The sequence below is a fragment of the Streptomyces sp. SAI-127 genome, from assembly GCF_029894425.1.
Lineage (GTDB): Bacteria > Actinomycetota > Actinomycetes > Streptomycetales > Streptomycetaceae > Streptomyces.
On the sequence record NZ_JARXYJ010000001.1, the window covers coordinates 2,805,906 to 2,818,819 of the forward strand.

A 12,914-nucleotide genomic window follows, 5' to 3' on the forward strand; every position below is an offset into this window, starting at 1 on the left:
ACGTGAGATACCTGGGGTACGTGTGGGGTAGGACAGAGGGGCCAAGACCCGGCGCCGTCCGCAAGTTTCACTAGTTGGACCGACTCATGCGAGGTGTCCTGTGACTGCGTTCGACCTGCCGACGAGGGAGCTGGAGCGCTACCGTCCCGATGTCCAGGAGCCCCCGGATTTCGACGGGTTCTGGCGTGACACCCTCAAAGAGGCAGCGCAGAGGGACGTGTTGGGGTCGGTGCGCCCGGTGGAGAGCGGGCTGCGGCTGACGCAGACCTGGGACGTCACCTTCCGGGGCTTCGCCGGCGATCCGGTGCGCGCCTGGTACAGCAGACCGGCCGGGGTGGGCGAGCCCCTGCCCGCGGTCGTCGAGTACGCCGGTTACGGCCGCGGGCGCGGCCTGCCGCACGAGCGGCTGACCTGGGTGAACGCCGGGTACGCGCATCTGCTGATGGACAACCGCGGACAGGGCGACCAGTACGGCAACGGCGGAGCCACCCCCGACCCGCACGCCTCGGCACCGGGCGGCCCGGGACCGGCGGCACGCGGCCTGCTCGACCCCCGCGACTACCACTACCGGCGGCTGATCACGGACGCGGTGCGCGCGGTGGCCGCCGTGCGCGCCCTTCCCGGGGTGGACGCCTCCCGCGTCGCGGCCGTCGGCAACAGCCAGGGCGGCGGGCTGGCGCTGGCCGTCGCGGGACTGGTGCCGGACCTGGCGGCGGTCCTGGTCACCGCGCCTTTCCTGTGCGGCATCCGACGGGCTCTGGATCTGACCGACGCGAGTCCGTACGGCGAGATCGGCGCGTACCTCTCCGTGCACCGGGGTGCGCAGGAGGCCGCGTACCGCACCCTCGCGTACATGGAGGGCATCTCCTTCGCGCGGCGCGCTGCCGCCCCGGCCCACTTCGGGATCGGCCTGCGCGACACGGTGTGCCCGCCGAGCGGGGCGTACGCGGCCTTCAACCGCTACGGCGAGCTGACCGGCGCGGACCCCCGCAAGGAGATCCACGCCTATCCGTACAACGGCCACGAGGGAGGCGACGCGGTGCAGGTGCGGCGCCAACTCGACTGGCTGCGCGAGGTGTTGGAGCCTGGCCCGGTCAGCTCACAGCGAGGATGAAGACGTGCGGGTCCGTGCTGTCGGCCAGCTTCACGCCGGCGACGCTCTGCCCTTCCGGCGCGACGTAGGCGCCGTTCTCCGTGGTCCAGCCGATTGCCCAACTGAGTTGACATCGTTGTCTGTTGACGCGGTAGAGTCATACACAGACCGCTCGACAACGTTGTCGTACGTCGGGTCGTCACCAGCCATGCACCATCCGCGTCGGCCATCACCCCCGTTATGTTCTTCGCGGTTCCGCAATGGGACCGCTGGCCTCCGGGCCCGGCATGACTGTTCCCCCCTGTCGCAGGGATGACCTGGGGGGTGGTGTCACCGGGTCCGCGGGGTGCCGTTGGAGACGCTGATGAGAGGTCCGACTACCGCCCGGCCTGGCGCAATGCCCGGCTGCTTGCGGGCGGCAGGTCTGCATAACGTGGATGCGCGCATACGACACCGAAGCCCTGGCCAGCACCACACGAACCCTGCTCGGGAGGATGGGTTGGACGACATCGACGACGTGGGCGTCTTCCTCGGCCTGGACGTCGGCAAGACCGCTCACCACGGGCACGGGCTGACCCCGGCCGGCAAGAAGGTCTTCGACAAACAGCTGCCCAACAGCGAGCCCAAGTTGCGGGCCGTGTTCGACAAGCTGGCCGCGAAGTTCGGCACCGTCCTGGTCATCGTGGACCAGCCCGCCTCGATCGGCGCCCTGCCCCTGACGGTCGCCCGGGACGCCGGCTGCAAGGTCGCCTACCTGCCCGGCCTGTCGATGCGGCGGATCGCCGATCTCTACCCGGGCGAGGCGAAGACCGACGCGAAGGACGCCGCAGTGATCGCGGACGCCGCCCGCACCATGCCGCACACCCTGCGCTCGCTGGAACTGACCGATGAGATCACCGCCGAACTCACGGTCCTGGTGGGCTTCGACCAGGACCTGGCGGCCGAGGCCACCCGCACCTCCAACCGAATACGCGGCCTGCTCACCCAGTTCCACCCCAGCTTGGAACGCGTACTCGGGCCCCGCCTGGACCACAGCGCCGTGACCTGGCTGCTGGAACGCTACGGATCCCCGGCCGCACTGCGAAAGGCCGGTCGCCGCAAGCTCGTTGAGGTGATCCGGCCCAAGGCCCCGCGCATGGCCCAGCGCCTGATCGACGAGGTCTTCGACGCACTCGGCGAACAGACCGTCGTCGTCCCCGGCACCGGCACCCTCGACACCGTGATCCCGTCCTTGGCCCGCTCCCTCGCCGCCGTCCACGAACAACGCCGGGCCCTGGAAGCCCAGATCAAAACCCTCCTGGAGGATCACCCTCTTTCGAAGGTCCTGACCTCGATGCCGGGGGTCGCGGTCAGGACCGCTGCCGTGCTGCTGGTCACCGTCGGCGACGGCACCAGCTTCCCCACCGCCGCCCACCTCGCCTCCTACGCCGGCCTGGCACCGGCCACCAGATCCTCCGGGACCTCGATCCACGGCGAACATGCACCCAGAAGCGGAAACCGGCAGCTCAAACGGGCCATGTTCCTCTCCGCCTTCGCCGCCCTGCACGATCCCGCCTCCCGCACCTACTACGACAAATGCCGGGCCCGCGGAAAGACCCATACGCAGGCCCTTCTCCGCCTGGCCCGTCACCGCATCAGCGTGCTGTTCGCCATGCTCCGCGACGGCACCTTCTACGAGCCCCGCACCCCCGAAACCGCCCCCGCATGACCCACTCAGCATTGACGAAGAACATAGAGGCACCCCCCTGCGTCGGCACGGCTCGCGGACCCGGTGGCGCACAGCCCCACCGGGTCCGCCCTGAGCGGAGGGTTCGAGCGCGTTCTGACGGCGGCTCAGCCGACGCGGCAGGGAAGGGTCGTGGCCGTGTCGCCTCCGGAGCCGGTGACGACGTAACCGAACGTCGTACTCTGCCCCGGACTGAGCGAGCCGTTCCAGTTGGCGTTGTGGACCATCACGCCCTGGCCGGTGTAGGTGGCGTTGCCGTTCCAGAGACTGTCGACCTTCTGGCCGGTCGGCAGGGTCCAGTCGACCATCCAGCCCAGCATCGGGACGTCGCCGGAGTTGGTGACGGTCACCTCGGACTGGTAGCCGCCGCTCCAACTGCCCGTGGTCTTACGGGTGGCCGTGCAGGTGCCGGGCACCGGTTCGGTGGGGTTGCCCGGCTCGTGGATGCCGGTGACCTCGCCGTTGCCGCCGTCGAAGACGACGTCGGAGCAGGAGTAGAAGGTCTCCGCGCTGTCCGAGCGCTGCCAGACCATGTAGATGATGTGGCGGCCGGACTTGTTCGCCGGAAGCTGGCCGGTCCAGGAGTAGTTGGCCTCGACCGTGCCCGGACTGCCGTTGAGCGGCGGGTGGTCGACACTGAGGAACGGCTGGGCCTCCATGTCGTCCCAGGTGAGGGTCTTCTTCGGGTCGAAGCCGTCCTTGGTGACGTAGACGTAGAACCAACCCGGGTGCGCGGCCCAGGCGTTGTAGGAGAAGTCGACCGTCTTGCCCGAGGTGAGGTGGGTGAGCGGCCAGTCGTCGCGGGCGGCGTTGAAGCCGGTGAAGTTGGTGTTGCCGCCGCTGCACAGCTCGCCGTCCGGCACGAAGCCGCGGGTGCGGCCGGCGCCGTCCGAGCGGAGCACGGAGAACCAGTTGTAGAACGGCGTGGTGCCGCTGACCGCCTGCGCGTTCTTGCAGGCCGGGTTGATCGGCTTGATCTCACCGGTGTCGGTGAGGCCGTCCTGCCAACACAGGAAGGTGCGGCTGGCGGGTTTCATCGGGGTGCCGTGGGCCTCGGCCTTGCCGCCTGCGGTGAGGACGAGGCTGAGGGCGGGGATGGTGGCGAGCAGGGAGACGAGGACCAGGAAGAGGGCTCTGGGGCGGGTCACCCTCGATAACTTTGTCAGGATCATGACATTCCAGTCCGTTCCTTGAGGTACGGGCCGTTGCGGGTGTGTGAGGTTGCCGTGGGGTGGGGGCGGCACGCGGGCGGGTTCCGGTCCGTCCGCATGGGAGCGCTCCCACCCCACGTGTTGCGGAAGGTAGCGCGAACCGGGGCGACTGTAAACAGCTGACGGTCTTTCATCTGCACGCGATCACGGTCGTGCGGGGGTCACACGGGGTGGGCCGCCTGGAAGGCCAGCCGCTCCTGAGCACCTTCTCCTACGGCCGTCAGCGCGTCGTCGAGGTCCAGGAACTCCTCCCAGACCGCCCGCCCGCTCACCTCGGCCAGCCTCCTGACCACCAGGTCCTCCAGCTCCGGCACCCGTTTGTTCTTCCAGATCTTGTCGGCGACGCTGACGAGCAGGTCTTCGAGACCGATGTCCGGGTGGGTCCAGCTCGCGTGGGTGGCGGCGAAGCGGGCGAGTTCGGGGGCTGTGCCGTGGGCCAGGAGAAGCTCGCGTCCGGCCTCCTCGTGTGCGGAGCCGGAACCGGAAAGCTCGCGGATGTGCACGGCCTTGCCCACGTCGTGCGTCGCGGCCCCGAACAGCACTGCCTCGCGGTCGAGTGGCAGCGCCGGGTACCGCTGTTCCAGCCACTCGACGAGCTCGTACGCCACGTCGTGCACAAGCCTCAGGTGGGCCGCCAGGCGGGGCGGGGCGTCGAGGGCACGCAGGAGACGGACCACCTCGTCGGGGAGGGGGCGGGGGCCGGGGGCGTCGAGGGCTCGGTGCAGGGGGTCGGGGGTGGTCACGGGGCAAGGGTAGGAGTGGGATGGGAGTCGGAGCCGGCTCTCTGCTGACTTGGTTGGTCTGTGCGGGTGGTTGACGATCAGGGTGATAGGCGTGAGGGCGGCAGGGGGTTCCGGCCGATCATTCCGCAGAGCCGATGGCGACGGCGGCCCTGTCTGTTTGCTGAAGGGTTTACAGCGGCGCCAACTCCACCCTCCCTGTGAACCGGCCGCCCACTTGATCGGCGAGCCAGTGGACGCGGCCGATCTGGTCGCCGTTCCGGTCCCGGGCGTGAACGTGGACGGTGTGGTCCTGCGACGGTTCGTCCTGGTAGAGGTCCCGGGAATTGACCGTCAGCGTGAGGTAGGCCCACTTCTGCGAGATCGCTTCCAGCCCGGCTTCGGGAACCGCGGGCCATGCGTCCAGATCCCACCGAACTGCCGCGGGATCCGGCCCCAGAGCGGTGATGAAGGGCTCCGCGCGGTCCAGCGGGCGCCCCCAGTCGAACACCCGGATCGGCAGATGGTCTGCAGGGTTGTCACCGGCCTTTGACGATCCGTGCTCTTCGCCGACCAGCGCCCACCATTCGAGATCGGGCAGTACGTGACGTACGTGCTTCATGACATCCGGCGACCTGATCACGCCTTCGAAGTCGACCTCTCCTCGGCGGATGTCCGCGAGCCCCAACAGGGTGCGCACCGCGCGTATGGCTTCCGGCAGGTCGGCCGTCGTCAGGACAGCAGCCGCGGCAGAGTTACTCATCCCGGCACCATAAGACGCCGGCACCGGCTTGGCTCCACCAGGTGTGCGAGCAGGCTCCGCGACGGTGTTTCGCCCGCACGGCGGCGCCGTATATCGATACGGCCCGGCGGCCCCGGGCGGGTTACACCGAAGCCCATTTCCCTGAGACCGTCCACTCCTCACCCCCGGCCTCCAGGACCGCCGGAAGTTCGATCGTGAACTCCGTACGGCCCGGGGTGCTGCCCACTTGGATGCGGCCGCCGTGCGCGCTCGTGATCGCGGCCGCGATGGCCAGGCCGAGCCCGGATCCGCCGGACTTGGCGTCGGCTCGGGAGCGGGACGTGTCCGCTCGGGTGAAGCGTTCGAAGACAGTGGGGAGGAGCGCGGGCGGGATGCCCGGGCCGTTGTCGTGGACTCGGATCACTCGGCGGTCGTCCGTCGACTCCACCGACGCCACCACCCTCGTGCCCGCCGGTGTGTGCATCCTCGCGTTGGACAGGAGGTTGGCCACCACCTGGTGCAGGCGGGCGTCGTCGCCGGTGACCAACGCCGGGGCGTCCAGGCGCAGTTCGAGCTGCCACTCGTGGCCGCTGCCCGCGGCTCGCGCGTCCCACACCGCCTCCGCGACCAGCGCCGCCAGGTCGACCTCGCGGGACTGAAGAGGGCGGCCCTCGTCGAGTCGGGCGAGCAGGAGCAGGTCCTCCACCAGACCCGTCATGCGCGCCGACTCCGCCGAGACCCGGCGCCAGGCCAGCACCGGCTCGATCCGGTCGGTGCCGCGGTTCATCAGCTCGGCGTATCCGGCGATCGAGGCGAGCGGTGTACGGAGTTCGTGGCTGGCGTCGGCCAGGAACCGCCGCATCCGCTCCTCGCTGCGCTGCCGTTCGGCGAGGGAGGACTCCACGTGGTCGAGCAGATGGTTGAGAGCCGCGCCCACCTGGCCGGCCTCGCTGCCGGGGTCGGTGTCCCGTTCCGGCACCCGGGTCAGGCCGGTGACCTCGCCGTGTCCGAGCGGGGCGCGGGAGACCTCGGCGGCGGTGGCGGCGACCCGGCCGAGGGGGCGCAGCTGCCGTCGTATGACCACCGTGCAGACACAGCCGGCGGCGGCGAGCCCCGCCACGGCGACGCCCGTCTCGATCACCACGAGGCCGCTGATCATGTCCTGGACGTCGTCCATGGGCAGGCCGGCGAGGACCCGGACGCCTCCGTCCACGAGGACGGTGAGCCGATAGGTGCCGAGGCCGGGCACGGTCCGGGTGTGCATCGCGCCGTCGGCCCGCATCCCGGCCAGGGCGGCGCGCTGGTCGGTGCCGAGGTTCTGGGTGGCGTCCTGGACGACGACGGCCGCGGAGACGATGGCGCCGTCCTCGTCGAGCCGGGCGGCGAGCATTCCGGCGGGCTGCCCGGTCTCCCTCAGAAACGTCAGGTCGTCCTCGATGTCCGGGTGCAACGAAGCCCCTCCCAGGGCCCGCTCGGCGGTGTCGAGGACGCGGTCGTCCAGGTTGCCCATCAGATAGGCGTGCTGGAAGAGCGTGGTGATCAGGCCCATCGCGACACAGACGACGACCAGCGTGGCACTGACGAAGACCAGCAGGCGGGTACGGAGGGACCGGGTGCGCGTCCTCGCGTTCGGTCGCCGGCTCATCTCCCGTCCTCCGCGGCCCTGATGGCGTACCCGAGGCCGCGCACGGTGTGGATCATCGGTGCCCGTCCCTTGTCGATCTTCCTGCGCAGACTGGAGATGTAGACCTCGACGAGATTGCCGCCGCCGTCGAAGGAGCTGCTCCAGACGTGGTCGAGGATCTGTGCCTTGCTGAGCACCTGGCGTGGATGGCCGAGCAGCAGGCTGAGCAGGTCGTACTCCTTCGCGGTGAGCTGGACGGGCACACCCGCCCGGCGCACTTCGCGCGTGTCCCCGGTCATGACGAGGTCGCCGAGCACCTGGACCGAGTCGTCGGTGCGGCCGTCCCGGGCCGCGGCCCGGCGCAGCAGTCCGCGCAGCCGCAGCACGACCTCCTCCAGGGAGAAGGGCTTGGTGACGTAGTCGTCGGCGCCTGCTTCCAGGCCGTCGAGGCGGTGTTCGAGGGCGTCGCGGGCGGTGAGCATCAGGACGGGCAGCTTCGGGTTCTCCTGGCGCAGCCGGCGCAGCACCTGGAGGCCGTCCAGGTCGGGCAGCATCCCGTCGAGCACGACGGCGTGTGGTGCGCAGCCGCGCGCCGTACTCAGTGCGCTGCGCCCGTCGAGCGCCGGATAGGGACGCCAGCCCGCCTCGGTGACGGCGACGGACAGCACTTCGTTGAGTGCGGGCTCGTCGTCGACGATGAGCACTCTTACGCGGCCGGTTCGGGACCCGGCGGTGCCAGTCATGTACCGATCGTGTCCCGGTGGGCTGAGGGAATCCTGTGTTCCACCTGAGGGTGGGTGATGTCCTGCGGCGGGGTACGGCGAAGCGAAGGGCCGCACCCCCGTCACCGGGAGTGCGGCCCTCAGGCGCCCGAAAGGACTTACTTGCGGATCAGGCTGCGCAGCACGTACTGCATGATGCCGCCGTTGCGGTAGTAGTCGGCCTCACCGGGGGTGTCGATGCGGACGACCGCGTCGAACTCCACGCCCGTGTCGGTGGTGACCTTGACCGTGCGCGGCGTGGTGCCGTTGTTGAGCTCCTCGACACCGGTGAAGGAGAAGGTCTCCTCGCCGGTCAGGCCGAGGGACTCGGCGCTGGCGCCCTCCGGGAACTGCAGCGGCAGGACGCCCATGCCGATGAGGTTCGAGCGGTGGATGCGCTCGTACGACTCGGCGATGACGGCCTTGACGCCGAGGAGCGCGGTGCCCTTGGCAGCCCAGTCGCGGGACGAGCCGGAGCCGTACTCCTTGCCGGCCAGGATGGCCAGCGGGGTGCCCTGCTCGATGTAGTTGCGCGAGGCGTCGTAGATGAAGGAGACGGGGGCGTCGTCCTTCGTGAAGTCGCGGGTGTAACCGCCTTCCGTCCCCGGCGCGATCTGGTTGCGCAGGCGGATGTTGGCGAACGTGCCGCGGATCATGACCTCGTGGTTGCCTCGGCGCGAGCCGTAGGAGTTGAAGTCACGACGCTCCACACCGTGCTCGGTGAGGTACTTGCCGGCCGGGGTGTCGGCCTTGATGGCACCGGCGGGCGAGATGTGGTCCGTCGTCACCGAGTCGCCCAGCTTGGCGAGCACGCGGGCGCCGGTGATGTCGGAGACCGGGGTGGTCTCCATCGTCATGCCCTCGAAGTACGGGGGCTTGCGGACGTACGTCGACTCCGCGTCCCACTCGAAGGTGTTGCCGGTCGGGATCGGCAGCGCCTGCCACTGGGCGTCGCCCGCGAAGACGTCGGAGTAGGACTTGTTGAACATGTCCTCGCCGATGGCGTTCGCCACGACGTCGTTGACCTCGGCCTCGGAGGGCCAGATGTCCTTGAGGTAGACCGGGTTGCCGTCCTGGTCGATGCCCAGGGCGTCCTTGGTGATGTCCACCTTCATGGAGCCGGCGAGGGCGTACGCGACCACCAGCGGCGGGGACGCCAGGTAGTTCATCTTGACGTCGGGGTTGATACGGCCCTCGAAGTTCCGGTTGCCGGAGAGGACCGAGGTGACCGCGAGGTCGTGGTCGTTGACGGCCTTGGAGACCTCCTCCGGCAGCGGGCCGGAGTTGCCGATGCAGGTGGTGCAGCCGTAGCCGACGAGGTTGAAGCCGACCTTGTCGAGGTAGGGGGTGAGCCCCGCCTTGTCGAAGTAGTCGGTGACGACCTTGGAACCCGGGGCGAGGGTGGTCTTGACCCACGGCTTGCGGGTCAGGCCCTTCTCCACGGCCTTCTTCGCGACGAGCGCGGCGGCGACCATGACGTACGGGTTGGAGGTGTTGGTGCAGGAGGTGATGGCCGCGACCGTCACCGCGCCGTGGTCGACCTCGTACGTCGAGCCGTCGGGGGCGGTCACGGTGACCGGGTTGGACGGGGCGCCGTTCGGGGCGACGGCCGGGGCGTCGGAGGCCGGGAAGGACTCCTGGCCGGCCTCGTCCACGCTGTCGACGTAGTTGCGGACGTCGACCTTGAACTGCTCGGCGGCGTTCGCGAGGACGATGCGGTCCTGCGGGCGCTTCGGGCCGGCGATGGAGGGGACGACCGTGGAGAGGTCGAGCTCCAGCTTCTCGGAGAAGTCCGGCTCGGCCTTCGGGTCCAGCCAGAGACCCTGCTCCTTGGCGTACGCCTCGACGAGCGCGAGCTGCTGCTCCGGGCGGCCGGTGAGCTTCAGGTACTTGATGGTCTCGTCGTCGATCGGGAAGATCGCGGCGGTGGAGCCGAACTCCGGCGACATGTTGCCGATGGTGGCGCGGTTCGCGAGCGAGGTGGCGGACACGCCCTCGCCGTAGAACTCGACGAACTTGCCGACGACGCCGTGCTTGCGCAGCATCTCGGTGATCGTGAGCACCAGGTCGGTGGCGGTGGTGCCGGGCTTGAGCTCACCGGTCAGCTTGAAGCCGACGACGCGCGGGATGAGCATCGAGACCGGCTGGCCGAGCATCGCGGCCTCGGCCTCGATACCGCCGACGCCCCAGCCCAGCACACCGAGACCGTTGACCATCGTGGTGTGCGAGTCGGTGCCGACGAGGGTGTCGGGGTAGGCCTGGCCGTTGCGGACCATGACCGTGCGCGCCAGGTGCTCGATGTTCACCTGGTGGACGATGCCGGTGCCGGGCGGGACGACCTTGAAGTCGTCGAAGGCGGTCTGGCCCCAGCGCAGGAACTGGTAGCGCTCGCGGTTGCGGCCGTACTCCAGCTCGACGTTCTGCGCGAAGGCCTCGTTGGTGCCGAACTTGTCGGCGATGACGGAGTGGTCGATGACCAGCTCGGCCGGGGAGAGCGGGTTGACCTTCGCCGGGTCGCCGCCGAGCTCCTTGACGGCCTCACGCATGGTGGCGAGGTCGACGACACAGGGCACGCCGGTGAAGTCCTGCATGATCACGCGGGCCGGCGTGAACTGGATCTCCTGCGACGGCTGGGCCTGGGAGTCCCAGCCGCCGAGAGCGCGGATGTGGTCGGCGGTGATGTTCGCGCCGTCCTCGGTACGGAGCAGGTTCTCCAGGAGAACCTTGAGGCTGTACGGCAGGCGGGCCGAGCCCTCCACCTTGTCCAGCCGGAAGATCTCGTACGACTCGTCGCCCACGCTCAGCGTGGCGCGGGCGTCGAAGCTGTTCGCCGACACGACAGTCTCCTTCATTTTTGTGCGCTTACCACCGCATCCTGCCGCCACGCCGTCTTGGCCGATCCGCTAAGGTAAGGCTAAGTTAGGTATGCCTTACTGCCAGACCCAGCGAAAGCGTGCGACTGCGGTACGCCTCGGCAGATATCTCGATGTCGAGATAACTCTAGTACATGAGGCCCGGATGGTCATGCCCGGCTTCCTTGTGATGTCCGCCGCCATGGCCCCGGGTCGACGCGGTCGCGGTCATCAGTTCGCCAAGTCGGGGTATACGGAGGGAGTTGGCAGCACCAGACCGACCCGAGGGGAGACCCGCATGGGCCTCACGTTCCGCAAGAGCTTCCGGATCCTGCCCGGCGTGCGGCTGAACATCAACCGGCACTCCTGGTCCATCACCACCGGCGGCGGCAAGCACGGCCCGCGGCACACGCACAGCAGCACGGGACGTCGTACGACATCGATGGATCTGCCCGGACCTTTCGGCTGGCGTCGCACCCGTACCGCCAAGCGCCACTGAGGCTCCCTCAGCTCCGCGGAGGCCCGTCACCCGAATGGACCTCCCGGAATGCGCCATCTCATATCTGAGATAGCCTCGAGCTCATGGCAGACGACTACCTCGTACGCATCGGCAAGCTCATCCGTGACGCCCGGCAGCACCGGGGCTGGACACAGTCGCAGCTGGCCGAGGCGCTCGGCACCAGTCAGAGCGCCGTCAATCGCATCGAGCGCGGCAACCAGAACATCAGCCTTGAGATGATCGCCCGTATCGGTGAAGCACTGGACAGCGAAATCGTCTCTCTGGGCTACGCGGGTCCCATGCATCTGCGCGTGGTCGGCGGTCGCCGGCTGTCCGGCGCGATCGACGTCAAGACGAGCAAGAACGCGTGTGTGGCCCTGCTGTGCGCCTCGCTCCTCAACAAGGGGCGCACGGTGCTGCGCAGGGTCGCCCGCATCGAGGAGGTCTACCGCCTCCTGGAGGTGCTGAGCTCCATCGGGGTCCGCACCCGCTGGATCAACGAGGGAGTCGACCTCGAACTCGTGCCGCCGGCCGAGCTGGACATGGACGCCATCGACGCCGAGGCCGCCGTCCGCACCCGCTCGATCATCATGTTCCTCGGTCCGCTGCTGCACCGCATGGACGGCTTCAAGCTGCCCTACGCCGGCGGCTGCGACCTCGGCACCCGGACCATCGAGCCGCACATGATCGCGCTGCGCCGGTTCGGTCTGGACGTCGCGGCGACCGAGGGCCAGTACCACGCGCGCGTGGACCGGTCGGTCCGCCCCGGCCGTCCGATCGTGCTGACCGAGCGCGGCGACACCGTGACGGAGAACGCGCTGCTCGCGGCCGCCCGCCACGACGGCGTCACCGTCATCCGCAACGCCTCCTCCAACTACATGGTCCAGGACCTGTGCTTCTTCCTGGAGGCCCTGGGAGTGCGGGTCGAGGGCATCGGCACCACCACCCTCACTGTGCACGGCGTGCCGCACATCGACGTGGACGTCGACTACTCCCCCTCCGAGGACCCGGTCGAGGCGATGAGCCTGCTGGCCGCGGCCGTGGTGACGGAGTCGGAGCTGACCGTGCGCCGGGTGCCCATCGAGTTCCTGGAGATCGAACTCGCGGTCCTGGAGGAGATGGGGCTCGACCACGACCGTACGCCGGAGTACTTCGCGGACAACGGCCGTACCCGGCTGGTCGACCTCACGGTCCGGCCCTCCAAGCTGGAGGCGCCGATCGACAAGATCCACCCGATGCCGTTCCCCGGGCTGAACATCGACAACGTCCCGTTCTTCGCGGCCATCGCGGCGGTCGCGCAGGGTCAGACCCTCATCCACGACTGGGTCTACGACAACCGGGCGATCTACCTGACGGATCTGAACCGGCTGGGCGGGCGCCTCCAACTCCTCGACCCGCACCGGGTGCTGGTGGAGGGCCCGACCCGCTGGCGTGCCGCCGAGATGATGTGCCCGCCGGCCCTGCGCCCCGCCGTGGTCGTCCTGCTGGCGATGATGGCGGCCGACGGCACGTCCGTGCTGCGCAACGTCTATGTCATCAACCGCGGTTACGAGGACCTGGCCGAGCGGCTCAACTCGGTGGGAGCGCAGATCGAGATCTTCCGGGACATCTGAAACGCCGATGCCGCCGCATACTACCTGACCTGCGTGAATGCGGCTCTGGGGAGGGTGCGGCGGCATCTCTGGGA

10 protein-coding genes are annotated in these 12,914 nt (G+C 69.2%); 4 read left to right on the plus strand and 6 right to left on the minus strand.

From position 1 onward, the window contains the following. Nucleotides 1-100 precede the first annotated feature (100 nt). Entirely contained in the window at nucleotides 101-1,114 is a 1,014-nt protein-coding gene (locus tag M2157_RS12875) for an acetylxylan esterase (protein WP_280865312.1), read from the plus strand. Nucleotides 1,115-1,592: 478 nt separating this feature from the next. Further along, the gene (locus M2157_RS12880; RefSeq protein ID WP_280864096.1) at nucleotides 1,593-2,801 is read left to right on the plus strand and encodes an IS110 family transposase; all 1,209 of its coding nucleotides are present in this window, start codon (nucleotides 1,593-1,595) and stop codon (nucleotides 2,799-2,801) included. 125 nt (nucleotides 2,802-2,926) lie between these two features. On the opposite strand, the gene M2157_RS12885 is transcribed toward M2157_RS12880, so the two are convergent. The 6 genes from M2157_RS12885 to acnA form a co-directional block, all read right to left on the minus strand. Further along, on the minus strand, nucleotides 2,927-3,991 hold the full coding sequence (locus tag M2157_RS12885) for a lytic polysaccharide monooxygenase (RefSeq protein WP_280861956.1): 1,065 nt from the start codon (nucleotides 3,989-3,991) through the stop codon (nucleotides 2,927-2,929). A gap of 200 nt (nucleotides 3,992-4,191) precedes the next feature. Continuing rightward, nucleotides 4,192-4,773, minus strand: a complete 582-nt coding sequence (locus tag M2157_RS12890) for an HD domain-containing protein (RefSeq protein ID WP_280865313.1) — start codon at nucleotides 4,771-4,773, stop codon at nucleotides 4,192-4,194. A 169-nt stretch (nucleotides 4,774-4,942) separates the two neighbouring features. Beyond that, nucleotides 4,943-5,512 (minus strand): hypothetical protein, encoded by a 570-nt coding sequence (locus M2157_RS12895; protein ID WP_280865314.1) that lies wholly within the window; start codon nucleotides 5,510-5,512, stop codon nucleotides 4,943-4,945. A 121-nt stretch (nucleotides 5,513-5,633) separates the two neighbouring features. After that, complete coding sequence (locus M2157_RS12900) at nucleotides 5,634-7,136, minus strand: ATP-binding protein (protein ID WP_280865316.1); 1,503 nt, start codon at nucleotides 7,134-7,136, stop codon at nucleotides 5,634-5,636. Then, a complete protein-coding gene (locus tag M2157_RS12905; protein ID WP_280861960.1) occupies nucleotides 7,133-7,858 on the minus strand; it encodes a response regulator transcription factor in 726 nt (241 codons plus the stop codon). The genes M2157_RS12900 and M2157_RS12905 overlap by 4 nt, the downstream gene beginning before the upstream one ends. A 137-nt stretch (nucleotides 7,859-7,995) precedes the next feature. Next, complete coding sequence (gene acnA / locus M2157_RS12910; RefSeq protein ID WP_280865317.1) at nucleotides 7,996-10,713, minus strand: aconitate hydratase AcnA; 2,718 nt, start codon at nucleotides 10,711-10,713, stop codon at nucleotides 7,996-7,998. A gap of 313 nt (nucleotides 10,714-11,026) precedes the next feature. Between acnA and M2157_RS12915 the strand changes: the two genes are divergently transcribed. Continuing rightward, a complete protein-coding gene (locus tag M2157_RS12915; RefSeq protein ID WP_057611210.1) occupies nucleotides 11,027-11,227 on the plus strand; it encodes a DUF4236 domain-containing protein in 201 nt (66 codons plus the stop codon). 83 nt (nucleotides 11,228-11,310) lie between these two features. Further along, on the plus strand, nucleotides 11,311-12,840 hold the full coding sequence (locus tag M2157_RS12920) for a UDP-N-acetylglucosamine 1-carboxyvinyltransferase (RefSeq protein ID WP_280861961.1): 1,530 nt from the start codon (nucleotides 11,311-11,313) through the stop codon (nucleotides 12,838-12,840). Nucleotides 12,841-12,914 lie beyond the last annotated feature (74 nt).

Excerpts from the sequence above, each read along its gene's own strand:
- M2157_RS12885 (WP_280861956.1), bottom strand. The coding sequence starts at position 3,991 with ATGATCCTGACAAAGTTATCGAGGGTGACCCGCCCCAGAGCCCTCTTC.
- M2157_RS12895 (WP_280865314.1), bottom strand. The coding sequence starts at position 5,512 with ATGAGTAACTCTGCCGCGGCTGCTGTCCTGACGACGGCCGACCTGCCG.
- M2157_RS12900 (WP_280865316.1), bottom strand. The coding sequence starts at position 7,136 with ATGAGCCGGCGACCGAACGCGAGGACGCGCACCCGGTCCCTCCGTACC.
- M2157_RS12905 (WP_280861960.1), bottom strand. The coding sequence starts at position 7,858 with ATGACTGGCACCGCCGGGTCCCGAACCGGCCGCGTAAGAGTGCTCATC.
- M2157_RS12915 (WP_057611210.1), top strand. The coding sequence starts at position 11,027 with ATGGGCCTCACGTTCCGCAAGAGCTTCCGGATCCTGCCCGGCGTGCGG.
- M2157_RS12920 (WP_280861961.1), top strand. The coding sequence starts at position 11,311 with ATGGCAGACGACTACCTCGTACGCATCGGCAAGCTCATCCGTGACGCC.